This is a genomic window from Burkholderia sp. BCC1972, assembly GCF_905339605.1.
In the GTDB taxonomy this organism is placed as follows: Bacteria; Pseudomonadota; Gammaproteobacteria; order Burkholderiales; family Burkholderiaceae; genus Burkholderia.
The window spans coordinates 362,572-386,875 of sequence record NZ_CAJPGH010000005.1 but is presented as its reverse complement, the minus strand read 5'-3'; the positions used below and the strand labels follow the sequence as shown (position 1 = coordinate 386,875).

Annotated in this window: 24 protein-coding genes and 3 tRNA genes; 13 read left to right on the top strand and 14 right to left on the bottom strand. The window is 66.9% G+C overall.

Annotated features, from left to right (window positions below; genetic code table 11):
• Positions 1–25: 25 nt before the first annotated feature.
• Positions 26–102, top strand: a tRNA-Arg gene (locus tag U5798_RS11270).
• Between the two features lie 151 nt (positions 103–253).
• On the opposite strand, the gene U5798_RS11265 is transcribed toward U5798_RS11270, so the two are convergent.
• From U5798_RS11265 to U5798_RS11250, 4 genes are all read right to left on the bottom strand, one after another.
• On the bottom strand, positions 254–2,620 hold the full coding sequence (locus U5798_RS11265; RefSeq protein ID WP_124448966.1) for a RelA/SpoT family protein: 2,367 nt from the start codon (positions 2,618–2,620) through the stop codon (positions 254–256).
• 63 nt (positions 2,621–2,683) lie between these two features.
• A complete protein-coding gene (gene rpoZ / locus U5798_RS11260) occupies positions 2,684–2,887 on the bottom strand; it encodes a DNA-directed RNA polymerase subunit omega (protein WP_006025620.1) in 204 nt (67 codons plus the stop codon).
• A 58-nt stretch (positions 2,888–2,945) separates the two neighbouring features.
• Positions 2,946–3,629, bottom strand: a complete 684-nt coding sequence (gene gmk, locus U5798_RS11255; protein WP_322082065.1) for a guanylate kinase — start codon at positions 3,627–3,629, stop codon at positions 2,946–2,948.
• Between the two features lie 6 nt (positions 3,630–3,635).
• Positions 3,636–4,559 (bottom strand): YicC/YloC family endoribonuclease, encoded by a 924-nt coding sequence (locus U5798_RS11250; protein WP_124448970.1) that lies wholly within the window; start codon positions 4,557–4,559, stop codon positions 3,636–3,638.
• A gap of 173 nt (positions 4,560–4,732) precedes the next feature.
• Between U5798_RS11250 and rph the strand changes: the two genes are divergently transcribed.
• From rph to U5798_RS11205, 9 genes are all read left to right on the top strand, one after another.
• Positions 4,733–5,464: a ribonuclease PH gene (gene rph, locus U5798_RS11245; protein ID WP_322082064.1), complete on the top strand. Its 732-nt coding sequence runs from the start codon at positions 4,733–4,735 to the stop codon at positions 5,462–5,464.
• 1 nt (position 5,465) lies between these two features.
• Complete coding sequence (gene rdgB / locus U5798_RS11240) at positions 5,466–6,092, top strand: RdgB/HAM1 family non-canonical purine NTP pyrophosphatase (protein WP_322082063.1); 627 nt, start codon at positions 5,466–5,468, stop codon at positions 6,090–6,092.
• 37 nt (positions 6,093–6,129) lie between these two features.
• A complete protein-coding gene (gene hemW / locus U5798_RS11235; RefSeq protein WP_322082062.1) occupies positions 6,130–7,344 on the top strand; it encodes a radical SAM family heme chaperone HemW in 1,215 nt (404 codons plus the stop codon).
• 44 nt (positions 7,345–7,388) lie between these two features.
• A tRNA-Ser gene (locus U5798_RS11230) sits at positions 7,389–7,476 on the top strand.
• A gap of 149 nt (positions 7,477–7,625) precedes the next feature.
• Complete coding sequence (locus U5798_RS11225; protein ID WP_124448978.1) at positions 7,626–8,021, top strand: hypothetical protein; 396 nt, start codon at positions 7,626–7,628, stop codon at positions 8,019–8,021.
• A 173-nt stretch (positions 8,022–8,194) separates the two neighbouring features.
• Positions 8,195–8,488, top strand: coding sequence for a hypothetical protein (locus U5798_RS11220; RefSeq protein WP_124448980.1), 294 nt, complete (start codon positions 8,195–8,197; stop codon positions 8,486–8,488).
• A 231-nt stretch (positions 8,489–8,719) separates the two neighbouring features.
• Positions 8,720–9,211 (top strand): energy transducer TonB, encoded by a 492-nt coding sequence (locus tag U5798_RS11215; protein ID WP_124448982.1) that lies wholly within the window; start codon positions 8,720–8,722, stop codon positions 9,209–9,211.
• A 303-nt stretch (positions 9,212–9,514) separates the two neighbouring features.
• Complete coding sequence (locus tag U5798_RS11210; protein ID WP_322082061.1) at positions 9,515–10,825, top strand: MFS transporter; 1,311 nt, start codon at positions 9,515–9,517, stop codon at positions 10,823–10,825.
• Positions 10,826–10,929: 104 nt separating this feature from the next.
• Positions 10,930–11,109, top strand: coding sequence for a hypothetical protein (locus tag U5798_RS11205; protein ID WP_021164136.1), 180 nt, complete (start codon positions 10,930–10,932; stop codon positions 11,107–11,109).
• Between the two features lie 19 nt (positions 11,110–11,128).
• On the opposite strand, the gene waaC is transcribed toward U5798_RS11205, so the two are convergent.
• A complete protein-coding gene (waaC, locus tag U5798_RS11200; protein WP_322082060.1) occupies positions 11,129–12,127 on the bottom strand; it encodes a lipopolysaccharide heptosyltransferase I in 999 nt (332 codons plus the stop codon).
• A gap of 171 nt (positions 12,128–12,298) precedes the next feature.
• Between waaC and U5798_RS11195 the strand changes: the two genes are divergently transcribed.
• Positions 12,299–13,876 carry a chloride channel protein gene (locus tag U5798_RS11195; protein ID WP_322082059.1) on the top strand — a complete coding sequence of 526 codons (1,578 nt, stop codon included), beginning with the start codon at positions 12,299–12,301 and terminating at the stop codon, positions 13,874–13,876.
• A gap of 116 nt (positions 13,877–13,992) precedes the next feature.
• On the opposite strand, the gene U5798_RS11190 is transcribed toward U5798_RS11195, so the two are convergent.
• The 5 genes from U5798_RS11190 to U5798_RS11170 form a co-directional block, all read right to left on the bottom strand.
• On the bottom strand, positions 13,993–14,394 hold the full coding sequence (locus tag U5798_RS11190; RefSeq protein ID WP_322082058.1) for a YXWGXW repeat-containing protein: 402 nt from the start codon (positions 14,392–14,394) through the stop codon (positions 13,993–13,995).
• 160 nt (positions 14,395–14,554) lie between these two features.
• The gene (gene minE / locus U5798_RS11185) at positions 14,555–14,809 is read right to left on the bottom strand and encodes a cell division topological specificity factor MinE (protein ID WP_006486661.1); all 255 of its coding nucleotides are present in this window, start codon (positions 14,807–14,809) and stop codon (positions 14,555–14,557) included.
• A gap of 12 nt (positions 14,810–14,821) precedes the next feature.
• A complete protein-coding gene (minD, locus tag U5798_RS11180) occupies positions 14,822–15,637 on the bottom strand; it encodes a septum site-determining protein MinD (RefSeq protein ID WP_085039699.1) in 816 nt (271 codons plus the stop codon).
• 59 nt (positions 15,638–15,696) lie between these two features.
• Positions 15,697–16,482, bottom strand: coding sequence for a septum site-determining protein MinC (gene minC / locus U5798_RS11175; RefSeq protein ID WP_322082057.1), 786 nt, complete (start codon positions 16,480–16,482; stop codon positions 15,697–15,699).
• Between the two features lie 169 nt (positions 16,483–16,651).
• Positions 16,652–17,164, bottom strand: a complete 513-nt coding sequence (locus U5798_RS11170; RefSeq protein WP_185658131.1) for a GNAT family N-acetyltransferase — start codon at positions 17,162–17,164, stop codon at positions 16,652–16,654.
• A 667-nt stretch (positions 17,165–17,831) separates the two neighbouring features.
• Between U5798_RS11170 and U5798_RS11165 the strand changes: the two genes are divergently transcribed.
• Positions 17,832–18,992 carry an alkane 1-monooxygenase gene (locus U5798_RS11165; RefSeq protein WP_322082056.1) on the top strand — a complete coding sequence of 387 codons (1,161 nt, stop codon included), beginning with the start codon at positions 17,832–17,834 and terminating at the stop codon, positions 18,990–18,992.
• A gap of 54 nt (positions 18,993–19,046) precedes the next feature.
• On the opposite strand, the gene U5798_RS11160 is transcribed toward U5798_RS11165, so the two are convergent.
• The 3 genes from U5798_RS11160 to serS form a co-directional block, all read right to left on the bottom strand.
• On the bottom strand, positions 19,047–20,582 hold the full coding sequence (locus U5798_RS11160; RefSeq protein ID WP_322082055.1) for a methyl-accepting chemotaxis protein: 1,536 nt from the start codon (positions 20,580–20,582) through the stop codon (positions 19,047–19,049).
• 303 nt (positions 20,583–20,885) lie between these two features.
• Positions 20,886–20,976, bottom strand: a tRNA-Ser gene (locus U5798_RS11155).
• A gap of 115 nt (positions 20,977–21,091) precedes the next feature.
• On the bottom strand, positions 21,092–22,393 hold the full coding sequence (gene serS, locus U5798_RS11150) for a serine--tRNA ligase (RefSeq protein ID WP_124448998.1): 1,302 nt from the start codon (positions 22,391–22,393) through the stop codon (positions 21,092–21,094).
• A gap of 249 nt (positions 22,394–22,642) precedes the next feature.
• On the opposite strand from serS, the gene U5798_RS11145 reads away from it, so the two are divergent.
• Positions 22,643–22,912 (top strand): DUF2164 domain-containing protein, encoded by a 270-nt coding sequence (locus U5798_RS11145; RefSeq protein WP_048243121.1) that lies wholly within the window; start codon positions 22,643–22,645, stop codon positions 22,910–22,912.
• Between the two features lie 45 nt (positions 22,913–22,957).
• On the opposite strand, the gene U5798_RS11140 is transcribed toward U5798_RS11145, so the two are convergent.
• Positions 22,958–24,268 carry a replication-associated recombination protein A gene (locus U5798_RS11140; RefSeq protein WP_322082054.1) on the bottom strand — a complete coding sequence of 437 codons (1,311 nt, stop codon included), beginning with the start codon at positions 24,266–24,268 and terminating at the stop codon, positions 22,958–22,960.
• Positions 24,269–24,304 lie beyond the last annotated feature (36 nt).

The window sequence follows — 24,304 nt, the reverse complement described above, 5'->3', positions numbered from 1 at the left end:
CAGTTGAAGCAGTACCGTTTTGCGTGCGGCTGTAGCTCAGTTGGATAGAGTACTTGGCTACGAACCAAGGGGTCGTGGGTTCGAATCCTGCCAGCCGCGCCACCTTAAAAGGGCTTTCCTCCGGGAAAGCCCTTTTTCTTTTCCGCATCCCCCTCTTCTCGCGTGCGCCATCGCCGGCCTGGCCGCAGCATCAATGAAAACGGCGGCCGCTGGCCGCCGTCTGTCGATCGATCGCCCGCGCGCTGCAGGCGTGTCAGTAATCCTGCCGTTCGCGCTCGATACGCATGCCGCCGTCGTGGCGCGCATGCACACCGTCGTCGGTCGAGCGCTCGCGCATGATCCGCATCACATCCGGATTGGTACGTACGCGCCGCATCACGTTCGCGAGATGCACGCGGTCGCTGACCTGGATCACGAAGCGCAGCACCGTCGATTCATGCGTCAGATCCTCGTCCATCGCGATATGCACGATGTTCGCGTCGGCCGACGTGATGTCCGCCGCGACACGCGCGAAGATGCCCTTCGTATTCTTCACGAGCACCTTCACCGCGACATCGAACAGGCGACCCGGCTGCGGCGCCCATTCGACATCGATCCAGCGGCCCGGATCGCGCCGATGGATACGCTGCGCGACACGGCAATCGGTCGTATGAATCGCCATCCCCAGGCCGATGCCGATGTAACCCATGATGGCGTCGCCCGGAATCGGCCGGCAGCACGCCGACAACTGCACGGACATCCCCTCGGTGCCGGTGATCACCACCGGCGGCGCATGATGCGCGGGGTGCCGCTCGGACTTCGGCAGGTCGTCGTCCGCGTCGCGGCCGCTCATCAGCACCTCGATGCGCTTCGCCATCACCGCGGCGACGCGGCGGCCGAGACCGATGTCCGCGAAAATTTCCTGACGGCTCTTGTTGCCCGTCCACTGCACGAGCTTTTCCCACACTTCCGGCTCGACGTCGGCCAGCGCGAGGCCATAGCCCTTCAGGCTCTGGTCGACGAGCCGCTCGCCCAGCTGCACGGACTCGTTCAGGCGCATCGTCTTCAGGTAGTGGCGGATCGCCGAACGCGCCTTGCCGGTGCGCACGAAGCCGAGCCACGCGGGGTTCGGCTTCGAATACGGCGCGGTGATCACCTCGACGATGTCGCCGCTCTTCAACTCGGTGCGCAGCGGCAGCAATTCGTTGTTGATCTTCACGGCCACGCACTGGTTGCCGAGATCGCTGTGGATCGAATACGCGAAATCGAGCGCCGTCGCGCCGCGCGGCAGCGCCATGATCTTCGACTTCGGCGTGAACACGTAGACCGCGTCGGGAAACAGGTCGATCTTCACGTGCTCGAGGAATTCGCTCGAATCGCCGGCTTCGCTCTGGATGTCGAGCAGCGACTTCAGCCACTGGTGCGCGCGCTTCTGCACGTCGCTGAGATCGGCGCTGCCGTTCTTGTACAGCCAGTGCGCGGCGACCCCTGCCTCGGCGATCTCGTGCATCTTGCGCGTGCGCACCTGGAACTCGATCGGCGCGCCGAACGGGCCGACGAGCGTCGTGTGCAGCGACTGATAGCCGTTGATCTTCGGGATCGCGATGTAGTCCTTGAACTTGCCGGGCACGGGCTTGTACAGCGCATGCAATGCGCCGATGCACGTATAGCAGTCGAGCGGGCTGTCGACGACGACGCGGAAACCGTACACGTCGAGCACCTGCGAGAACGACAGCTGCTTGTCGCGCATCTTGCGGTAGACGCTGTAGATGGTTTTCTCGCGACCGGTGATCTCGGCGTCGATCTTCGCGTCGGCCATCGCGCGCTGCGCGGCCTCGAGGATCTTGCTGATCACTTCGCGGCGATTGCCGCGTGCGGCCTTCACGGCCTTCTCGAGCGTCGCGTAGCGATGCGGGTTGAAGTTCGCGAAGCTCATGTCCTGCAGCTCGCGATACGTGTTGTTCAACCCGAGCCGGTGCGCGATCGGCGCGTAGATGTCGAGCGTTTCGCGCGCGACGCGGCGGCGCTTTTCCATCGGCACCGCGCCGAGCGTGCGCATGTTGTGCAGGCGGTCGGCGAGCTTGACGAGAATGACGCGCACGTCGCGTGCCATCGCGAGCAGCATCTTGCGGAAGTTTTCCGCCTGCGCTTCCTCGCGGCTGCGGAATTCCATCTTGTCGAGCTTCGACAGGCCGTCGACCAGTTCGGCGACCTTCGGGCCGAACCGCTCGGCCAGCTCGTTCTTGGTCACGCCCTGGTCTTCCATCACGTCGTGCAGCAAAGCGGCCATCACGGCCTGCGCGTCGAGCTTCCAGCCGGCGCAGATTTCCGCGACGGCAACGGGATGGGTGATGTAGGGCTCGCCGCTCTGGCGATATTGACCGAGGTGGGCTTCGTCGCTGAAGTGGAACGCCGCCTTGACCTCTTTGATTTCGTCCGGGGCGAGATAGTCGGCAAGCACGGCCGTCAGTTTCGCGATCGAAACGACGCCGTGCTTGCGCGGCTGCTCCGGCGTAGCGGTCGGCCCGAACAGATGCCGGAAGGACTGTTCGAGGACCGCGTCGATGTACTGGCGCGCAGGCGACTGGGCCGTGGCTTCGGTGGTCGAATCCGCGGAGGCGGACGATGGGGTGGTGCTCATATTCGCCTCCAGGTCGAGTCGTTGCGCGCGTGGATTACATGGCTGGAACGGGCCGGATGCGCGTTACACCGGCACCTTCTTCAGCATCTCGACGCCGACCTGGCCGGCAGCGATTTCGCGCAGCGCGACGACGGTCGGCTTGTCGCGGCTTTCGATCTTCGGCGTATGGCCTTGCGCGAGCTGCCGCGCGCGGTAGGTGGCGGCGAGCGCCAGTTCGAAGCGATTCGGGATTTGCTTCAGGCAGTCTTCGACGGTAATGCGAGCCATGTTGGTAATTCCTTCTGAATATAGTCCTTATTCTACCTTATGTCCCTCGTCCCCCGCGTCATTCCGCGTGGGGCAGATGGATGCCGAGCTCGATGAACAACTCCGTGTGTCGAGCGTACTGCGAAGCAAAGCGCAGGCGCGTCGCGGCGACGATGCATTCGAGTTCCGCGAGCGCTCGCTCGAAATTCTCGTTGATCACCACGTATTCCGCTTCCGACGCGTGCGCGATCTCGCTGCCGGCGGCCAGCAGGCGCCGCGTGATCACATTCGGTTCATCCTGGCCGCGCTTCTTCAGACGCTCCTCGAGCGCATCGAGCGACGGCGGCAGGATGAAGATGCCGACCGCGTTGCGGAACTGCTTCTTCACCTGCAGCGCGCCCTGCCAGTCGATCTCGAGCAGCACGTCATGGCCGTTCTTCATCTGCTCTTCGATCCAGACGCGCGACGTGCCGTAGTAATTGCCGTGCACTTCCGCGCTCTCGAGGAATTCGTGCGCCGCGTGACGCGTGCGGAAATCCTCGACGGTCGTGAAGTGGTAGTGCCGGCCGTCCTGTTCGCCCGGGCGCGGCTTGCGCGTCGTGTACGAGATCGACAGGCAGATGTCGCTGTCCTTCGACAGCAGCGCATTCACGAGCGTCGACTTGCCCGCGCCCGACGGCGCGACGACCATGAACAGGTTGCCGGGATAGACGCCGCCATGCAGCGAATGCGACGCGTGGGCGTCGCGATGAGAGTCCGTCATGTTGCTTTACTCCAGGTTTTGCACTTGCTCGCGCATCTGCTCGATCAACAGCTTGAGCGCCATCGATGCGTCGGCCAGTTCCTTCGCCGCCGCCTTCGAGCCGAGCGTGTTTGCTTCTCGATTCAGTTCCTGCATCATGAAGTCGAGACGCTTGCCGACGCGGCCGCCCTTCTCGATCACGTGACGCGTTTCGTTCAGGTGCGCGGTGAGGCGCGACAGCTCTTCCGCGATGTCGATCCGGATCCCGTACATCGTCACTTCCTGACGGATGCGTTCCGCGGCTTCCTCGCGCGTAACGATCGTCGCGCTGCCTTCCGGCGCCGCGATGCCGAGCGCTTCCTGCAGCCGTTCGACGATCTTCTGCTGATGCTTCGCGATCAGCTCCGGCACGAGCGGCGTGATGCGCGCGACGATCGCTTCCATCTCGGTGACGTTCGACAGCAGCATCGTCGCCAGTTGCGCGCCTTCGCGCGAACGCACGACGACGAGCTCGCCGATCGCTTCCTTGCCGCACGCGAGCACGGCATCGCGGATCGCTTCCGCCGACACGCCGCTCTCGGCGAGCACGCCCGGCCAGCGCAGGATTTCACCCGCGCGCAGGCGGCCGACGCCCGGGAACGAATCGAGCACCGCGCGCTCGAGATCGGCCAGTTGGCCGAGCGCCGACTGGTTCAGCGCGCCCGCGCCGATGCTCTGTTCGCCGCGCTGCAGGTTGATGCGCACGTCGACCTTGCCGCGCGACAGCTTGTTCATCAGCATTTCGCGCAGCGCGGGTTCGCACGCGCGCACGTCGTCCGGCATCCGGAAATTGAGGTCGAGGAAGCGCGAGTTCACGGTGCGCAGTTCGACCGACACGCTGGTGCCGCCGTTGCCGGTGGCCGTCACGAGTTCGCGCGTCGCGCTCGCGTAGCCCGTCATGCTGTAGATCATGGTTCGTCTCGCCGTCTGGGTGCCCTCGCGGGCGGGGATATGTCGAGGCGCCCGGCGCATCGGAAAGCGCGGGGCGGGAAGCGCGCATTATCCCATTTTTGCGGACCACCCCGCCGGGCACGGCCGCCGTTCGGCGCTAAAATCGGGGTTTCCTCTCCTTCCGCGATTTCCCCATGACGTCTTCCGTTTCCCGCCCGAGCGGCCGCCGCGCCGACGCACTGCGCAAGGTCGCCCTCACGCGCCACTACACGAAACACGCCGAAGGCTCGGTGCTGGTCGAATTCGGCGACACCAAGGTGCTCTGCACCGCGAGCGTCTCCGAACGCGTGCCCGACTTCCTGCGCGACCGCGGGCAAGGCTGGCTGACCGCCGAATACGGGATGCTGCCGCGCGCGACGCACACGCGCAGCGACCGCGAAGCCGCGCGCGGCAAGCAGACGGGCCGCACGCAGGAAATTCAGCGCCTGATCGGCCGCGCGCTGCGCGCGGTGTTCGATCTCGAGGCGCTCGGCCCGCGCACGATCCACATCGACTGCGACGTGATCCAGGCCGACGGCGGCACGCGCACCGCGAGCATCACCGGCGCCTTCGTCGCCGCACACGACGCCGTGTCGAAGCTGATCGCGACCGGCAAGCTCGCGCGCTCGCCGATCACCGACCACGTGGCCGCGATCTCGGTCGGCGTGTACCAAGGCGCGCCGGTGCTCGACCTCGACTACGCGGAAGATTCGCAGTGCGACACCGACATGAACGTCGTGATGACGGGCGCCGGCGGCTTCGTCGAAGTCCAGGGCACGGCCGAAGGCGTGCCGTTCTCGCGCGCCGAGATGAATGCGCTGCTCGACCTCGCGCAGGGCGGCATCGCCGAGCTCGTGCAGCTGCAGAAAGACGTGCTGGGCGCCTGACATGCCGGACGACCACACCCTCGCGCCGCTGTCGCGCATCGTCCTCGCGTCGAACAACCCGGGCAAGCTGCGCGAATTCACCGCACTGTTCTCGACGGTCGGCATCGAGATCGTCCCGCAGGGCGATCTTGCGGTGCCCGAAGCGGAAGAGCCGTTCGGCACGTTCATCGAGAACGCGCTGACGAAGGCGCGTCACGCGTCGCGGCTCACCGGGCTGCCGGCGATCGCCGACGATTCGGGCCTGTGCGTGCGCGTGCTGCGCGGTGCGCCGGGCGTCTACTCGGCGCGCTACGCGCAGCGCGCGGGCCGCGACAAGGGCGACGCGGCGAACAACGCGTATCTCGTCGAGCAACTGCGCGGCGTCGATGACCGGCGCGCATACTATTGCTGCGTGCTCGCGCTGGTGCGCCACGCGGACGATCCCGAGCCGCTGTTCGCCGAAGGGCGCTGGGCCGGCGAGATCGTCGACACGCCGCGCGGCGAGCACGGATTCGGCTACGACCCGTATTTCTACCTGCCGGCGCTCGGCGCGACGGCCGCCGAGCTCGATCCGGCCGTGAAGAACACCCACAGCCATCGCGCGCTGGCGCTGAAGGCGCTGCTGGCGCGGCTCGCGGAGGAAGCATGAGCGTGACCGATACCCGTTCGCTGCTGCAGGGGGTTGCATGAGCCAGGCCGCGGAAACCGGCGCGCGCGTCGTCGCGACCTTCACGTCGCCCGGCCAGGTGCGGCTCACGTCGCTGCCACCGCTCGCGCTGTACGTGCATTTCCCGTGGTGCGTGCGCAAGTGCCCGTACTGCGATTTCAACTCGCACGAATGGAAAGGCGAACGGTTTCCGGAAACCGAGTACCTCGATGCGCTGCGCGCCGATCTCGAGCAGGCGCTGCCGCTCGTGTGGGGGCGGCAGGTGCATACCGTCTTCATTGGCGGCGGCACGCCGAGCCTGCTGTCGGCGGCCGGCCTCGACCGGATGCTGTCCGACGTGCGTGCGCTGCTGCCGCTCGACGCCGATGCCGAGATCACGCTCGAGGCGAATCCGGGCACGTTCGAGGCCGCGAAGTTCGCGCAGTTCCGCGCAAGCGGCGTGAACCGCCTGTCGGTCGGCATCCAGAGCTTCAACGAGGCGCACCTGAAGGCGCTCGGCCGGATTCACGACACCGCGCAGGCGCGTGCGGCCGTCGAGATCGCCGCGAAGAACTTCGACAACTTCAACCTCGACCTGATGTTCGCGCTGCCGAACCAGACGCTCGACGAATGCCGCACCGACATCGAGACCGCGCTGTCGTTCGCGCCGCCGCATCTGTCGCTGTATCACCTGACGCTCGAGCCGAATACGCTGTTCGCGAAGTTCCCGCCCGTCGTCCCCGACGACGACGCGTCGGCCGACATGCAGGAGTGGATCCACGCGCGCACGGCCGAGGCCGGCTACGGGCGCTACGAAGTGTCCGCGTATGCGAAGCCGAATCATCAGTGCAAGCACAACCTGAACTACTGGCGCTTCGGCGACTATCTCGGGATCGGCGCGGGCGCGCACACGAAGCTGTCGTTCCCGAACCGGATCCTGCGGCAGGCACGCTACAAGCATCCGGCAACCTTCATCGAGCAGGCGAAGGCCGGCAATGCCGTGCAGGAAGAGCGTGAAGTCGGTGCGCGCGACCTGCCGTTCGAGTTCATGCTGAACACGCTGCGGCTCGTCGAGGGCTTCCCCGTGCACAGCTTCGCCGAACGCACGGGCCTGCCGATGAGCACGATCGAGCCGGCGCTGCAGGAAGCGGAACGGCGCGGGCTGATCGCGCGCGATTTCGCGCAGATCGCGCCGACGCCGCTCGGCCAGCGTTTCCTCAACGACCTGCAGGAATTGTTCCTGCGCGACGACTGAACGAATGAACGAGGCGGCATTTCGGTTACAATGCCGCCTCGTGTGGAAGCGTGGCCGAGCGGTTTAAGGCACCGGTCTTGAAAACCGGCGACGGGAAACTGTCCGTGAGTTCGAATCTCACCGCTTCCGCCAGGAAGTTCGCCCAACCCCGTCCATTCGTTGAATGACGGGGTTTTTGCTTATCGGCTTGTCCGTGCGCGCCCTTCCCGCACGTTCCGACGCGTTGCGCCGGATGCCGCTACAATCCCGCGCTCCGATTCGCGAAACGGGAAACCCACTTCATGAAGCCCTTCATCGTCTCGTCGCTCGTCGTCATGCTGGCCGCCGTCAGCACGCACGCGGCCGCCGATACCGCGTCCGGCAGCGGCACCCAGGCCTCGTGCGCGATCGCAACCGTCAGCGGCGTCGGCGGTTCGCCGCGCGGCCTGAGCGAATACCTCGCGAGCCCGTCACCCTACAACTACCTGAAGGACAACGATCTTCAGTGCAAGGTGTCGGACGACGGACGCACGTCGAACTGCACCGGCGTGACCTACCTGCGCAACGAACAGGTCAGCGTGTACGACGATTCCGATCCGGCGACGCTCACCGTCGTCGCGCGCGTGGAGCTCGACCACGGCCAGAAATACCCGGTGATCATCGTCGTGCAGCGCAAGGACGCGCGCTGCAAGCCCTGACGCAGCCGCGCGCACCCGTCCATCAATCGGGACGGAACGTGGCCGGGCCCAGCGCCGGAAGCCTCCCGGCCCGCCCCGCGATCACCTAGAATTCGTTCAACACGGCGACACGACCGCCGCCGCGTACTCGATGCCGCACGCGCCACCCCTGCGCGCGGCACACGGAGATCGCCATGACCGAACTGTCGAGCGCGACGGAACCCGTCGATTACGAAGGCTTCGAGATCCATGTCGTGCCGGCCGCCGTGCCCGGCAGCGACACGCGATATACCTACACCGGCTACGTGTGCCATCCGGGCGCGAACCCCGCGCTGCCCGGGCACGCGGTACCGTTCCACGCGGACGGCGAGGAAAGCTTCGCGAGCCTCGATGAAGCCGTCCACGAAGCCGTACACATCGGCAAGAGCATCATCGACGGCACGCACCCCGACCTGTCGGTGCTGTCGCTCGTCACGCACGGATTCTGACGCGCGCGAACAGTGTCCGCGACGCGCGTGCGCCACCTTTCATCCGTGCAACACACGCGCCGGCCGAGCGCGCTGTCACATGTCACGTCACGTCGCGAACGGGCGGCGTGACGCGCGGCGATCGCCATCAGCAATCGCAACACCCGGCCTCGCGCGTTATGCGTTTGTCCCGATATCGGCTCGCGTCCGTACGCCTATCATTTTTCTATCGTCACTTCCGGCCAGCCTCCCATGCGCCCCCTTCTCCGTCCGCGCGTCGATCGGCTGCGTGTCGCCGCGCTGGCCGTCGCCGCCCTGCTCGCGGCGTGCACGATCACGCCGCCGCCTTCACTGCACTCGATCCTGACGATTCCTTCGATCACGCGCAGCGGCAGCCTCGACCAGTATCGCGTCGAGGTCGCGCAGCGTGTCGCCGAACGCAATCCGTCGGGCATGCTGCATGGCTCGCCGCAGGCCATGCTCCGCTCGCTCGTCGTCGTGTCCTTCACCGTCGATGGGGACGGCCGGCTCGTCAATGCGTCCGTCTATCGCAGCAACGGCGACAGCGAGGCGGAAGCGCTCGCCCTCGCATCGCTGCGCCGCTCGGCGCCGCTGCCGCCGCCGCCGTCGCGGCTGCTCGACGGCAACGGCCGGCTCGAACTGATGGAAGGCTGGCTCTTCAACGACGACGGCCACTTCCAGTTGCAAAGCACGGCGTCCGCGCAGGCGCAGTCGATCGACTGACGCGCCGCCGTCGCACGATTGCCGGTGTGCGGCAGCGCTGGCTATAATTTTCCGCACTCGCGCGGCCATCACGCCGCGCGCGCGTTCGCGCGCCCCACCCGGCATGCGAGCCGACCACGCCGGCACCGGGCGGCGGCGACGTACCCGTCTCCATCGTCGACCGGCGGGTGACGTCCGCGCCAACGGCGCGCGTCCACGCCGCCATCGCGTCATCCGCATCATCCGCTCGGCTGCACCCGGCAGGCATCCGCCTGCCCGATCGCACGCGCAGCCGACCGCCCCAACGACAAAACGGAGACATCCATGTCCGCATCCCCCCCGACCGTTGCTCACGCAACCGGTTCGGCCGGCGCCGTCAGCCACCGGCGCATCGTGTTCGCGAGCTTCATCGGCACCGCGATCGAGTTCTACGATTTCTATGTGTATGCGACGGCCGCCGCGCTCGTCATCGGCCCCGTGTTCTTCCCGCACGGTTCCGCGACCGCGCAGGCGCTGTCCGCGTTCGTCACGTTCGGCATCGCGTTCATCGCACGCCCGATCGGCTCGTTCCTGTTCGGGCATTTCGGCGACCGCATCGGCCGCAAGTCGACGCTCGTCGCGTCGCTGCTCGTGATGGGCGTGTCGACCACCGCGATCGGCTTCGTGCCCGGCTACGACGCGATCGGCGCGCTTGCACCGGTGCTGCTGTGCGTGCTGCGCTTCGGCCAGGGGATCGGCCTCGGCGGCGAATGGGGCGGCGCGGCGCTGCTCGCGACCGAGCACGCGCCGCAAGGCAAGCGCGGCTGGTTCGGGATGTTCCCGCAACTGGGGCCATCGGTCGGCTTCCTGATGTCGAACGGCCTGTTCTTCGCGCTCGCGCTGTCGCTGTCCGACGAACAGTTCCGCAGTTGGGGCTGGCGCATTCCGTTCCTCGTCAGCGCGGTGCTCGTCGCGCTCGGCCTGTACGTACGGCTCAAGATCACCGAAACGCCCGCGTTCCAGGCCGCGCTCGACCGCAACGAACGCGTGCGCGTGCCGGTCGCGACGCTCGTCACGCAGCACTGGCAGCCGACGCTGCTCGGCGCGCTCGCGATGGTCGTCTGCTACACGCTGTTCTATATCTCGACGGTGTTCTCGCTGTCGTACGGCGTGTCGGCGCTGCATATTCCGCGCCAGAGCTTCCTCGGGCTGCTGTGTTTCGCCGTCGTGTTCATGGGGCTCGCGACGCCGCTTTCCGCATGGGCGTCGGACCGCTTCGGCCGCAAGCCGGTGCTGATCGCCGGCGCCATCGCCGCGCTGCTGTCGGGTTTCGCGATGGAGCCGTTGCTCGGCAGCGGCTCGATGCCGCTCGTCGCGCTGTTCCTGACGATCGAGCTGTTCCTGATGGGTGTGACGTTCGCGCCGATGGGCGCGCTGCTGCCGGAGCTGTTCCCGACCAACGTCCGCTATACGGGCGCGGGCGTCGCGTACAACCTCGGCGGGATTCTCGGCGCGTCGATCGCACCATATATCGCGCAGCTGCTGGCGGCGCGCGGCGGGCTGTCGTGGGTGGGCGGCTATGTGTCGGTCGCGGCGGCGATCAGCCTGATCGGCGTGCTGCTGATGCGCGAAACGCGCGACGCGTCGCTCGTCTGAGCCTCCGGGGCGACCCGGGTTGTGCGGCGGACGGCGCTGCCTATACTCGATCCTGGGCGCGCCGTTGCGCGCCCGGGGATCCCGCCCCGAAAGGAGCCGCCGCCATGAACATCCGCCTCGGCAATGCCGATCTCGTCCTGATCCTCGCGCTCGCGCTCGGCGGCGCCCTGCTGCTCGCGCTGCGGTTCCGGCCGAAGACATGGCGCGGCCTCGTGTTCGAGGCGCTGCTGGCGAATCTGGCGGCGATCGCCGCCGTCGTCACGGTCGAGGCGCTGCTGGCCTGAACCGGCCCGCAGCGCGCCTTCAGGCGGTCAGGCGCGCGTGCACGGCGCCATAGGCAGGGGCGACCGCATCGATCGCGTCCAGCGCCTCGTCGACGGACGGCATCGCGCCCGGCTCGCCGATCGACAGCGCATTCGGTGCGCCGCCGATACCGCAATGGTGACGCGACGTCGCAACGAAGATCATCACGGTCGGCCGCTGCAGCGCATGCGCCATGTGGACGAACCCCGTATCGACGCCCACCACCAGCGCGGCCCGTCCGAGCGCCGCACCGAGTTCGCGCACCGTCATCGCCGGTAACACGACTGCGCCCGGTGCACGCGCGGCGATGTCCTTCGCATCGTCGTGCTCCGCGCTTGAGCCCCACGGCAGCAGCACGCGTACGCCGCGCGCCATCATCTGCGTGGCGAGCGCGGCCCAATGGTCGGCCGGCCATTTCTTGTCCGGATTGGACGTCGCATGGAACAGCAGCATGAAAGGTGTGTCGTCGGTCACGGCGGGCGGCAGGTTCGCGCCCTGCGGCGGGACGACGCCGTAGGTGGCGGGGCCTTCGGGCCGGTAACCCAGCGCCTCGCCGGCGCTCACGCGCATGCCGTGCCACGCATCGCAGTCCGGCCGCGGGCCGAAGCGATGCGAATACGCGAAGCGCGCACCCGTTTCGCCGAGATCCTGCGTCTGGTAGCCGAAGCGTCGTGCGGCACGCGCCAGCGCCGAGATGATCGCGCTCTTGTACACGCCATGCAGGTCGATGACCGCATCGTAGCGATGGGCCCGCAATGCGCCGATCGACGCCGAAATCGCCTTCAGGTCGCCGGCATTCCGAAGCTTCTTGAAGCGGCGCAGCGGTGCGCATAGCACGGCGCTCACGCCCGGATGCCAGCGCACGACCTCGGCACACGACTCGTCCACGGCCCAGTCGACCGTCACGCCGGGGAAGGCGCGATGCAGGTCCGCGACGACAGGCAGCGTCTGGACGACGTCGCCGAGCGACGTCACTTTCACGATGAGGATGCGTTTCACGTTCTGTGGAGATTCCTAGCTGGCCATTTGTCATGCTAGCGACGGTTGCCGTGCACTGACATTACGCCAGCATTACATTTGCAACAAAATGCATCTGCCTTGTGTTTCTTTGTCGCCCCAATGGTACCCCGTTCTTTTTATAATTCGGTCTTTGCCTTGCGGCCCGCGCCGATGCCACGCCCCGCCATTCCCGCCCTGTTTCCCGCCCTCACCCGCCGCTCGCTGCGCATCTGGCGACAGTACGGCATCTTCTGGCTCGGTGCGATCGTCGTCGGGCTCGCCGCCGTACTTTACGCGCGGCTCATCGACTGGGGCTACGAGTCCTTCCGCGCGATGCGCGAGCACGCGGTGTGGCTGCCGCTGCTGCTGACGCCCGCGATCGCCGCCGTGTCGGTATGGCTCACGCGCCGGTTCTTCCGCGGTGCCGAAGGCAGCGGCATCCCGCAGGTGATCGCGACACTGCATGCGCGCCCGAGCGCGTTCGGCGCCCGGCTGCTGACGCTGCGCATCCTGTTCGGCAAGGTGCTGATTTCGTTCCTGGGCATCCTGGGCGGCTTCACGATCGGTCGCGAGGGGCCGACCGTGCAGGTCGGCGCGGCGCTGATGTTCAACCTGCGGCGCTTCTACCCGCGCTCGAACGCGCAGATCGAACGCCAGCTCGTGCTGGCCGGTGCGGCGGCCGGGCTGTCGGCCGCGTTCAACACACCGCTCGCCGGGATCGTGTTCGCCATCGAGGAACTGACGCGCAGCTTCTCCGCGCGCGCCAGCGGCGTGCTGATCACCGCGATCATCCTCGCCGGCGTCGTCGCGCTCGGCCTGAACGGCAACTACACGTACTTCGGCACGATCGATGCCGGCCTCCATTTCCCGAAACTGCTGGCGGTCGCGGTGCTGGTCACCGCAATCGTCACGGGTATCGCCGGCGGCCTGTTCTGCTGGCTGCTGCTCAATACGGGGCGCTGGCTGCCCGAGCGATTGCTGGGCCTGTATCGCGAACGGCCGATCACGTTCGCCGCGGCGTGCGGGTTCGCGATCGCCGTCGTCGGCCTCGTGTCGGGCGGCACGACCTTCGGCAGCGGCTACGCCGAGGCGCGCGGCCTGCTCGACGGCAGCCAGCACCTGTCGGTGTTCTATCCGTTCCTGAAGATGATCTCGATGGTCGCGTCGTACCTGCCGGGCATCCCGGGCGGGATCTTCGCGCCGTCGCTGTCGATCGGGGCCGGGTTCGGCAACCTGCTGCACGTCGTGTTCAGCAACATGAGCCTGCCGATGCTGATCGCCCTCGCGATGGTCGGCTATCTGGCGGCCGTCACGCAGTCGCCGATCACGTCGTTCGTGATCGTGATGGAAATGATCAACGGTCATGCGCTCGTGATTTCGCTGATGGCGACCGCACTGGTGTCGAGCCGCGTATCGCGCTTTTTCGCGCCGCCGCTCTACGAAACGCTCGCGCTGCGCTATCTCGCGCCGCCCGCCGCGGCCACCGAACCCGCAGCGGCATCGGCATCGGCATCGGCATCGGCGGCGGCGGCGGCGGCGAGCGCGGCGGCCGCGACCGGCGTGACCGAGCCGCAGGACGCAGCCGCCGCGCCCGCCGATCCGCTCGACACGCTGCGCGATGCAGGCGACGCGCCGGCCGCCGCAACGCCGGACGACAGTACCGCGCACGCGCTGGCGCCGCATGGCGACGAACCGGCTGCATCCGGCGCGAACGGCCCGACGCAACCGGGCCCGCGCGACGCTCAGTAGATCACGACCGGTGCCGGCCGATAGTAGACGGGCCGCGCCGGCACGACGATGCATCCGGCCAGCGTGATCGCGACGAGCGCGATGGCAATGACAGTTCGCTTCATCCCGCGCCTCCGTCACGCCCAGTGGCCGCGGGTCCAAAACCAGTTCGGACCGCGCTGGTCCCAATGGCCCGGCACCCATTGCATGCCGATGCGCTCGGCTTCCCAGTGGCCGCCGATCCACACGTAGCGGCCATGATCCCAGTGCCAGTGTCCGCGTTCCCACACGTAGCCCACGCGCGCGGTCGGCACGACCTCGTAGCGCACGGGCGGCGGCGCGTTCGGCGCAACGACGACGATCTCCTCGGTGCGCACGGCAACCGGCTCGGCGATGACCACGCGGCCCTGCGGCGCGATCACGGGTGTGCCGACGAGAATCTCGTCCGCATGGGCGGCAAACGGCGCGACGACGGCTGACAGGCCCGCGGCAAACAGCACGAGCGAAACGATACGACGTTGAACGGTAGAGACAGCCATCACAACCTCCTGGTTGAACAAGTTACGCGAGCGTATTCGTTCAATGCGGGAGAGGCGGTTACGGCCGACAGGCGCCGTGTTACGGCGTGCCCGAAAGTGCAACAGGGCGTAAGACGCGCACGGCGGCGGGTGCCGCCGTGCGGAGGGACACCGGCAAGCGTCAGGCCTGCGGGATCTCGATCTTCACTTCGAGGACTTCGAGGTCGTCCTGGCGCTCGAGGCTCACGCGGATGTCATCGTTCGAAATATGGACGTACTTCGAGATGACCGCGACGAGTTCCTTCTGCAGCGCCGGCAGGTAATCGGCCGGCGGCCGGCCGCCGACCCGCTCGTGCGCGATGATGAGCTGCAGGCGCTCCTTCGCGACCGATGCGGATTTCTTCTTCTCGCCGAGGAGAAACGAAAGGATGGACATGGGCGGCCTCCGTTACTTGCTGCCGAAGAGGCGCTGCAGCAGGCCCGGCTTCTGGTAATCGGTGAAGCGCAGCGGCTTGTCCTCGCCGAGGAAGCGGGCGACGACGTCCTTGTACGCTTCGGCGACGTCGGTACCGTCGATATGCACCGCCGGCAGACCCTGGTTCGATGCGTGCAGCACGGCTTCCGACTCGGGCACCACGCCGATCAGCTTGATACGCAGGATCTCGCTGATGTCCTCGAGCGACAGCATCTCGCCTTCGCTCACGCGCTTCGGGCTGTAACGCGTGATCAGCAGGTGTTCCTTGATCGGCTCCTTGCCTTCGGTCGCGCGCTTCGTCTTCGACGACAGGATGCCCAGAATGCGGTCGGAATCGCGCACCGACGACACTTCCGGGTTCGTGACGATCAGCGCTTCATCGGCGAAGTACATCGCGTGCAGCGCACCGGCCTCGATACCGGCGGGCGAATCGCAGACGATGTATTCGAAGTCCATCGCGACGAGGTCGTTCAGCACCTTCTCGACGCCGTCGCGCGTCAGCGCATCCTTGTCGCGCGTCTGCGACGCCGGCAGGATGAACAGGTTCTCGCACTTCTTGTCCTTGATCAGCGCCTGGTTCAGGTTCGCTTCGCCCTGGATCACGTTCACGAGGTCATACACGACGCGACGCTCGCAGCCCATGATGAGATCGAGGTTGCGCAGGCCGACGTCGAAGTCGATCACGGCCGTCTTGTGGCCGCGCAGCGCGATACCGGACGCAAAGCTCGCGCTCGTCGTCGTCTTGCCCACGCCGCCCTTGCCCGAGGTCACCACGATGATTTTTGCCATTTACCCAATACCCTGTGTTCGTCAATGAGAGCCGATCGATCCGGAGCGTGCCGCGTGATTTACGTCAGGCGCAGCGGTTCGATCATCAGTTTTTCCTCTTCGAGCCGGATCTGCACCGATTTGCCCAGTACTTCGGCGGGCAATGGGTTCTCGGTGGTTCGATAGATACCCGCGATCGAAATCAGTTCCGGTTCGAGACACGTGCAGAAAATGCGCGCGTCGTGGTTGCCGTGCACGCCCGCGAGTGCGCGGCCGCGCAACGGCGCGTAGATGTGGATATTGCCTTCCGCGATGATCTCCGCGCCGTGACTGACCGGCGCGAGCACCACGAGGTCTCCTTTCGCGTAAATCTGCTGCCCCGAACGCAACGGCCGGTCGATCACGAGCGTCTGGCCGCCGGTCTGCAACAGGGTCGGCGCGGCTTCCGACGACTGTTCGGGCGCCGTTGCGGCTGCCGGAGCGGCGGCGGCCTCGACGGCTGGCACAGCCGCCGGTTCCGCTTCGTCCGCGTGTTTCGCGGCCGGCGCGCGGCGATCGCGCGCCTCGAGCAACGGCAGGCCGGCTTCCCCCGCCCAGCCCTGCGTTGCCAGTGCGACGACGCCCACCGGGCGCATCCGCACGTCGTTCAGCATCTGCCGGATGTCCGCGAGCGCGACGCGCTCGCCGTCAGCCAGGCGGCGGACGTCGATCGCGACGACATCGTCGGCGAAAAACTCGGGGGTCGCTTCGAAGCGCTTGACCAGTTCGGCACGCAACGCATCGAGATCGGTCGTCTTCACGGTGAACAGCAACGTATCGACCGATCCGCTGCGCAGCTCGAAGAATGGCGATTTTTTAAGCGACATGGACACTCTGCAAAAATTTTTTGCGTATTTTACAGGCGTCCACGCGTGCGGCCATTATTTTTGGGACTCGGGGTTGCGGCGGCCCGGGCGGGCACGCAACCGGCAGGCGGGCAGGCTAGCGGGCGGCCGGGCCTTCATCGCGCCGCGCGGCCTGCGTTTCGACGGCGCGTCAGTGCTTCACCTGCGACACGAACAGCGATTTCATCGCGCCGGGCAGCCGCGCGATCGGCGCGTGTTCGCCGGTATTGCCGAAACCAGCACGTTCGTAGAAACGGATCGCGTTGCGGTTCGCATCGGCGATCCATGCGTAGACTTCGCCGGCGCCGCGCTCGGCGAGCCAGGCGGTGGCCGTCTCCAGCAGCAGCACGCCGCCGCGCAGATGACGCACCGCGTGCGCGACCCACAGCTCGCTGACGAACGCGCGCCGATCGGGCGTGTTGTCGAAATACGCGCCGATCATGCCGGCCGGATGGCCTTCGGTGTACAGCAGGAAAGTCGTCGATTCGTCGGACACGGCGCGCAGCGCGGCAATCGCCGACGCTGCGTCCGCTTCGACGGTCAGCAATTCGGCCTCCGGCGCTTCGCCCGGCGCGTAGGGCTCACGCAGCGATGCGGCGCGGAGTTCGCGATACACGCCGCCCTGGTCGGCAACGATACGACGAACGGTCAAGGTCGAACTCATGCAGGCACAGCCCCCTTCGGACAGCAAGCTACTAGCTTCAACCGAAAGCAGGGCACGAGTCAAATCGTTATTTTCAAATGACGGCGCCGATCGAAAGGCAACGGGTGTCACGCGCAACGGCACGAGCCAGCCGGTGTGCAGGTGCAGCATCGGCATGCCGACGCGTGCCGACGGGCGACGGTCGAGCACTCGCCGCCCGACGTCCCGCCCCGTTCGCCTTGCGATGCGCGGCAATCGCGTTTCGAAGCGCGTCGCCTGTCGTTCCGGCGCCGTAATGCTGCGTAATATAAGCAAACAAAAAGCGCGCTTCTGCAGTGCCTTTCCCGCTTTGATTATTGCGATGCAACATTTGTTGCGGTCACGCAAGATCGACACTCGCGCAGGCCGCACCGCACGATTCATCTGACAAACGCGCGGCACGCGCGGGCCGCTCCGGCTCCCGTTGCACGTTTCAATCAGCGCGTGCCGGCCCTTCCCGGCATGGCTCGCGCACGCCCCTTCGTTTGGAGTAGCACGCCTAGCGCCGGCGTTGGCAAGCGTGCGCACGAGTCGTATAACAGGCAGAACCGGGCAACGATCCGGTGCCACCGCGCGCGGCGCGGGCTCACGAGGATTCGAACAACCATGCATGCGGCCGCCCGCCGGGCCCGCTGACTGGAGGGAGACAATGGCAATGACCGACGGATCGGCTTCGGGCTGGTCGGATGGCAAGCGTTACCTGTGGCTGCTCGGCGCGCTGACGATCACGCTGCCGATCCTCGCCGCGCAGCTCGCGCTGTCGACGGGCCTGCACGTGTTCTGGTGGTTCGGCCCGCTGTTCGCGTTCGGTGTGATCCCGATCCTCGACACGCTGATCGGCGACGATCGCGACAATCCGCCCGAGGCCGTCGTGCCGCACCTCGAGCGCGAGCGCTATTACCGGTACATCGTCTATCTGGCGACGTTCGTCGAGTACGTCGCGTTCTTCATGTGCGTCCGGATCGTCGGCACGCACGCGCTCGCGTGGTACGACTACGTCGGCTTCGCGCTGTCGCTCGGCGCCTCGACGGGCATCTCGATCAATACCGCGCACGAGCTCGGACACAAGACCGACCGCTTCGAGCGCTGGCTCGCGAAGATCACGCTCGCGCCGGTCGCTTACGGTCACTTCTACGTCGAGCACAACCGCGGCCACCACGTGCGCGTCGCGACGGCCGAGGATCCGGCGAGCGCGCGCTACGGCGAGTCGTTCTGGGCATTCCTGCCGCGCACCGTGACCGGCAGCGTCCGCTCGGCATGGCGGCTCGAGAAGGCGCGCCTCGAACGGCTCGGGCATTCGCCGTGGACCTGGCGCAACGAGGTGCTGCACGCGTGGGCGATGACCGTCGTCGTGTGGGGCATCGCGATCGCGATGGCCGGCAAGGTCGTGATCCCGTTCCTCGTGATCCAGGCCGTCTACGGCGCCTCGCTGCTCGAAGTCGTGAACTACGTCGAGCACTACGGGCTCGGCCGCCGCAAGCTGCCGAGCGGCCGCTACGAACGCTGTACGCCGCAGCATTCATGGAACAGCAATCACGTCGTCACCAACCTGTTCCTGTACCAGTTGCAGCGGCACGCCGACCACCACGCGAATCCGACGCGCTCGTACCAGGCGCTGCGCCACTTCGACGATGCGCCGCAACTGCCGGCCGGCTACGCGACGATGATCCTGTTCGCGTACGTGCCGCCGCTCTGGTATCGCGTGATGAATCCGCGCGTCGTCGCGCACTACGGCGGCAACATGGCGCAATCGAACATCAAGCCGTCGATTCGCGCGAGGGTGCTCGCGCAGTATCCGGCCGCGGCGTGATGGGCGGCGCCGGGCCCGCGTGAACGGGCGTGAACTCCGCCACACCGACAGCCGTCAGGCCATTTCAGGCAGCCGGAACACGGCCACCGCGTGCCGCAGCGCGCTCGCCTGCTCGGCCAGCGCCTGCGTCGCGGCCGTGGCCTGCTCGACGAGCGCTGCGTTGCGCTGCGTCGCTTCATCCATCTGCGTGACCGCGACATTCACCTGCTGGATGCCGCCACTCTGCTCCTGCGACGCGGACGAGATCTCGCCGACGATCGTCGTCACGCGCTGCACCGCGCCCACGATCTCGTGAATCGATTCGCCCGCGCGGCCGATCAGCACCGCGCCTTCGTCGACCCGCTGCGTCGATTGCTCGATGAGTCCCTTGATCTCCTTCGCGGCCGATGCGCTGCGCTGCGCGAGCGTGCGCACTTCCGCGGCGACAACCGCGAAGCCGCGCCCCTGCTCGCCGGCGCGCGCCGCTTCGACGGCCGCGTTCAGCGCAAGGATGTTGGTCTGGAATGCGATGCCGTCGATCACCGCGATGATCTCGCCGACCTTCGCCGCACTGTCGGCGATACCGTTCATCGTGTGAACGGCGTCCGTCATCACGCCACCGCCGGCAGACGCGATCTGCGACGCGTCTTGCGCCAATTGCGCCGCGTGCTGCGCATGCTCGGCCGACTGGCGCACGATGCCGGTCAGCTGGGTCATGCTGGCCGCCGTCTCCTCGAGCGATGCGGCCTGCGACTCGGTACGCGCCGACAGATCGTGGTTGCCCGACGCGATCTGCGCGCTCGCGGTCGCGACGGCTTCCGCATGCGTGCGCACCTCGAGCACGACACCGGACAGGCTCGTCTGCATCGTCTGCAACGCGCGCAGCAGATCGGCGATCTCGTCGTGTCCGGCCGCGTCGACGTCGCGCGTCAGGTCGCCTTCGGCGACGGCCTGCGCGCACGCCACCGCACGATCGAGCGGACGCAGGATCGCGCGGCTGAACAGGAACGCGCCGACCATCGCGACGCCGAGCACGACCAGCATCAGCGCAAGGCTCGCGGTGGTCGCGTGCTGCGCGTCGCGGCTCGCCTGCGCCGACACGGCCGCGCTTTCGTCGGCGATCGACTTCGCGGCCCGCTCCAGCAGCGCGGCAGGCTCACGGTCGACGCCCGCCACGGCCGCATCGCCGGCCGACGGATCGAAGCCGGCCGCCTTGAACGCGTCGAAGCCGCGCCGGTAGCCGTCGCCCATCGCGGTGTGCGCACGCATGAACTGTTCGACGAGCGAGCGGCTCTCGCCGGCCGGCAACTGGCGGACGAGTTGCGCGGCGAGCGCATCGACCGACCGCTCGCGCGTCTGGAACGCCTGCCAGTACCGGTCGAGCTTGTCGGCCTGCTTGCCGCGCAGCAGCGTGTCCTTCCATTCCTGCACCTGCAGCTTGAATTGCACGAGCGTGGCCGACACGAGCCGTTCGTTGCCGACATTCGTCTGTACGTCTTCGGCGAACGTATCGATCGACCGGTTGAGGATATGGATGCCGTACAGCGCGCCGCCGAACATCAGCAACAGCGCGACAGCAAATGCGAGGGGAATCTTGTAGCTCAGCTTCATGGGACCTTGAATCGACGGGAAACGATGCGGCGCGGCACAGGCGCCGTGCCGCCGCACCGTGTTAACGGCGCGGGTGTCGAAGGCTTAAAGCTGAGGAAAGCGGCAAAGACCGGGGCGCGGCTCGATCTGATCGGGCCGGATGGATTGCGCAAGATGCGGCATCCTTGCCACGCGCGGCCGTGCCATCCAACGACGGACGACACGATCGACGGCGTGTGCGAATTCGACACACACGACGCACACGCGTCGAAGGCCCAAAACGAAAAACCCCTTGATCCTTCCGGATCAAGGGGCTTCGTATTTTGGCGGAGAGGGTGGGATTCGAACCCACGGTACGGGGAAACCGTACGCCTGATTTCGAGTCAGGTACATTCGACCACTCTGCCACCTCTCCTTCCTTACTGCATCTCGCGGCTGGTCGTTTCCGCGAGAAAAAGATTATAAGACGATTGCTTCGCGTCTGACAAGCCCTTTCTGCAATTTTTTTGCGAGGGCTTCGAACGCCTGCGTTACGACGCCTGTGCAGGCGCGTCGATGCGCTCCATGCCGCCCATGTACGAACGCAGCGCTTCCGGCACCGTGACCGAGCCGTCCGCGTTCTGGTAGTTCTCCAGCACCGCGACGAGCGTGCGGCCGACCGCAAGACCCGAACCGTTCAGCGTATGCACGAGCTCCGGCTTGCCCTGCGCGTTGCGGAAACGCGCCTGCATCCGGCGCGCCTGGAACGCCTCGGTGTTCGAGCAGCTCGAGATCTCGCGGTAGGTGTTCTGCGCGGGCAGCCACACTTCGAGGTCGAACGTCTTCGCGGCCGAGAAGCCCATGTCGCCCGTGCACAGCGTGATCACGCGGTACGGCAGGCCGAGCTTCTGCAGGATCGCTTCCGCATGGCCGACCATCTCGTCGAGCGCCGCGTACGACGTTTCCGGCGCGACGACCTGCACCATCTCGACCTTGTCGAACTGGTGCTGGCGAATCATCCCGCGCGTGTCGCGGCCGTACGAACCGGCTTCCGAGCGGAAGCACGGCGAATGCGCGGTCAGCTTGATCGGCAGCGCGGCTGCGTCGACGATCGACTCGCGCACGGTGTTCGTCAGCGAAATCTCGGACGTGGAAATCAGGTATTGCGTGACCGTGTTCTCGGCGCCGCCCTTCTCGACGCGGAACATGTCGTCCGCGAACTTCGGCAACTGGCCCGTGCCGTAGAGGATCTCGGGGTTCACGATGTACGGCGTGTACGTCTCGGTATAGCCGTGCTGCTGCGTGTGCGTGTCGATCATGAACTGCGCGAGTGCGCGGTGCAGGCGCGCGATCGGGCCGCGCAGCATCGTGAAGCGTGCGCCGGCGAGCTTCGCGCCCGTCTCGAAATCGAGGCCGAGCGGCGTGCCGACGTCGACGTGATCCTTCACCTCGAAATCGAACTGGCGCGGCGTGCCCCAGCGGCGTGCCTCGACGTTGCCGGCTTCGTCCTTGCCGACCGGCACGCTTTCGTGCGCGACGTTCGGCATGCCCAGCATCAGCTCGGACAGGCGCGCCTGGATGTCGCCGAGCTTGGCTTCCGACGCCTTCATGTCGTCGCCGATGCCGCCGACCTCGGCCATCACGGCCGACGTGTCCTCGCCCTTCCCCTTCATCGCGCCGATCTGCTTCGACAGGCTGTTGCGGCGCGCCTGGAGCTCTTCGGTGTGGGTCTGGATCGCGCGGCGTTCCGCTTCGAGTGCGGAGAACGCGGCGACGTCGAGGGTGTAGCCGCGATCGGCGAGGCGCTTCGCGACGCCGTCGAGGTCTTTGCGCAGCAACTGGATGTCGAGCATGGGAGGACTTGGAAAATCGTTGTGTAAGACGGGAATTCTAACGCACCGCGCGCTCGCCACGGCACCGGCCGGACGGACAATGCCGCAAACGGGCGGCGGCCGTGGCAACATGGCCTGGCCGGCCCGTACGCCGGCGGCCGGCGAATCGCGGCGCACGCGACCGTTGCGAATCGCAAAACAGCCGCGCCGGCGGGCAGCAACGCATCAGGCGAAGCCCCCGTTTCGCATCACCGCACCCCAGGGAACCCGATGGCCATCGAACTCGACAAGGATGTCCGCGACCGCGCAATCGCGTCGCTGCAACGCTATTTCACAGAAAACATGGACGAGCCGATCGGCAACATCCAGGCCGGCGCGCTGCTGCACTTCTTCGTCGAGGAGATCGCGCCGGCGATCTACAACCTCGCGATCGCCGACGCGCAGGAACGCCTGCATGCGCGCGTCGCCGAACTCGACATCGAATGCCACGAAGAGCCGTTCGAATACTGGAAGAAACAGCAGCCGGGCCGCAAGCGCTGACGCAGCGGCATCCGCGCAGGCCGAACCGGCCCGTGCGCTGCCGAGTCAGTCCTTCTTGCCGGCCTCGCGGTCGAGTTCGCGCAGCCACGCGAGCTTGTCGGCGATCTTCGATTCGAGCCCGCGCGGCACCGGCTGGTACCAGCGCGGCTCGCGCATCCCGTCCGGCAGGTACGTCTCGCCGGCCGCATAGGCATTCGGCTCGTCGTGCGCGTAACGGTATGCGTGGCCGTAGCCGAGTTCCTTCATCAGCTTGGTCGGCGCGTTGCGCAGGTGCACGGGTACCTCGCGCGACTTGTCCTGTTTCACGAACGCCATCGCCTGGTTGAACGCGTTGTAGCCGGCGTTGCTCTTCGCCGCGCACGCGAGATAGATCACCGCCTGCCCGAGCGCGAGCTCGCCTTCCGGCGAGCCGAGCCGCTCGTAGGTTTCGGCCGCGTCGTTCGCCATCTGCAGCGCACGCGGATCGGCGAGGCCGATGTCTTCCCACGCCATCCGCACGATGCGCCGCGCGAGATACTTCGGATCGGCGCCGCCGTCGATCATCCGGCAGAACCAGTACAGCGCGCCGTCCGGGTTCGACCCGCGCACCGACTTGTGCAGCGCCGAAATCTGGTCGTAGAAATTGTCGCCGCCCTTGTCGAAGCGACGCGCGTTCAGCGTCATCGCGCTGCTGACGAAGTCGGCATCGATCGTCGCGACGCCGGCCGACGTCGCCGCCGTCTGCGCCTGCTCGAGCAGGTTCAGGAAGCGCCGCGCGTCGCCGTCCGCATAGCCGACCAGCGTGTCGATCGCCTTGTCGTCGAACGCGAGGCCGTCGAGCGCGATTTCCTGCGCACGCTTCAGCAGCTGGCGCATCTCGTCGTCGTTCAGCGACTTCAGCACGTACACCTGCGCACGCGACAGCAGTGCCGAGTTGACCTCGAAGCTCGGGTTCTCGGTCGTCGCGCCGATGAAGGTGACGAGGCCCGACTCGACGAACGGCAGCAACGCATCCTGCTGCCCCTTGTTGAAGCGGTGGATCTCGTCGACGAACAGGATCGTGTGGCGGCCGGTGCGGTTCAGCGTGTCCTTCGCCTGCTCCATCGACTCGCGGATGTCCTTCACGCCGCCGAGCACCGCGGACAGCGCGATGAATTCGCAGTCGAACGCGAGCGCGGTGAGTCGCGCGAGCGTCGTCTTGCCGACGCCGGGCGGCCCCCACAGGATCATCGAATGCGGCTTGCCCGACTCGAACGCGAGCCGCAGCGGCTTGCCTTCGCCCAGCAAATGCGTCTGGCCGATCACCTCGGCGAGCGTCTTCGGCCGCAGCGCCTCGGCGAGCGGGCGGCGCGGCTCGACTTGAAACAGGTCGGACATGAACCCTCGCTCCACATCAAACGATGGCAGCCGAAC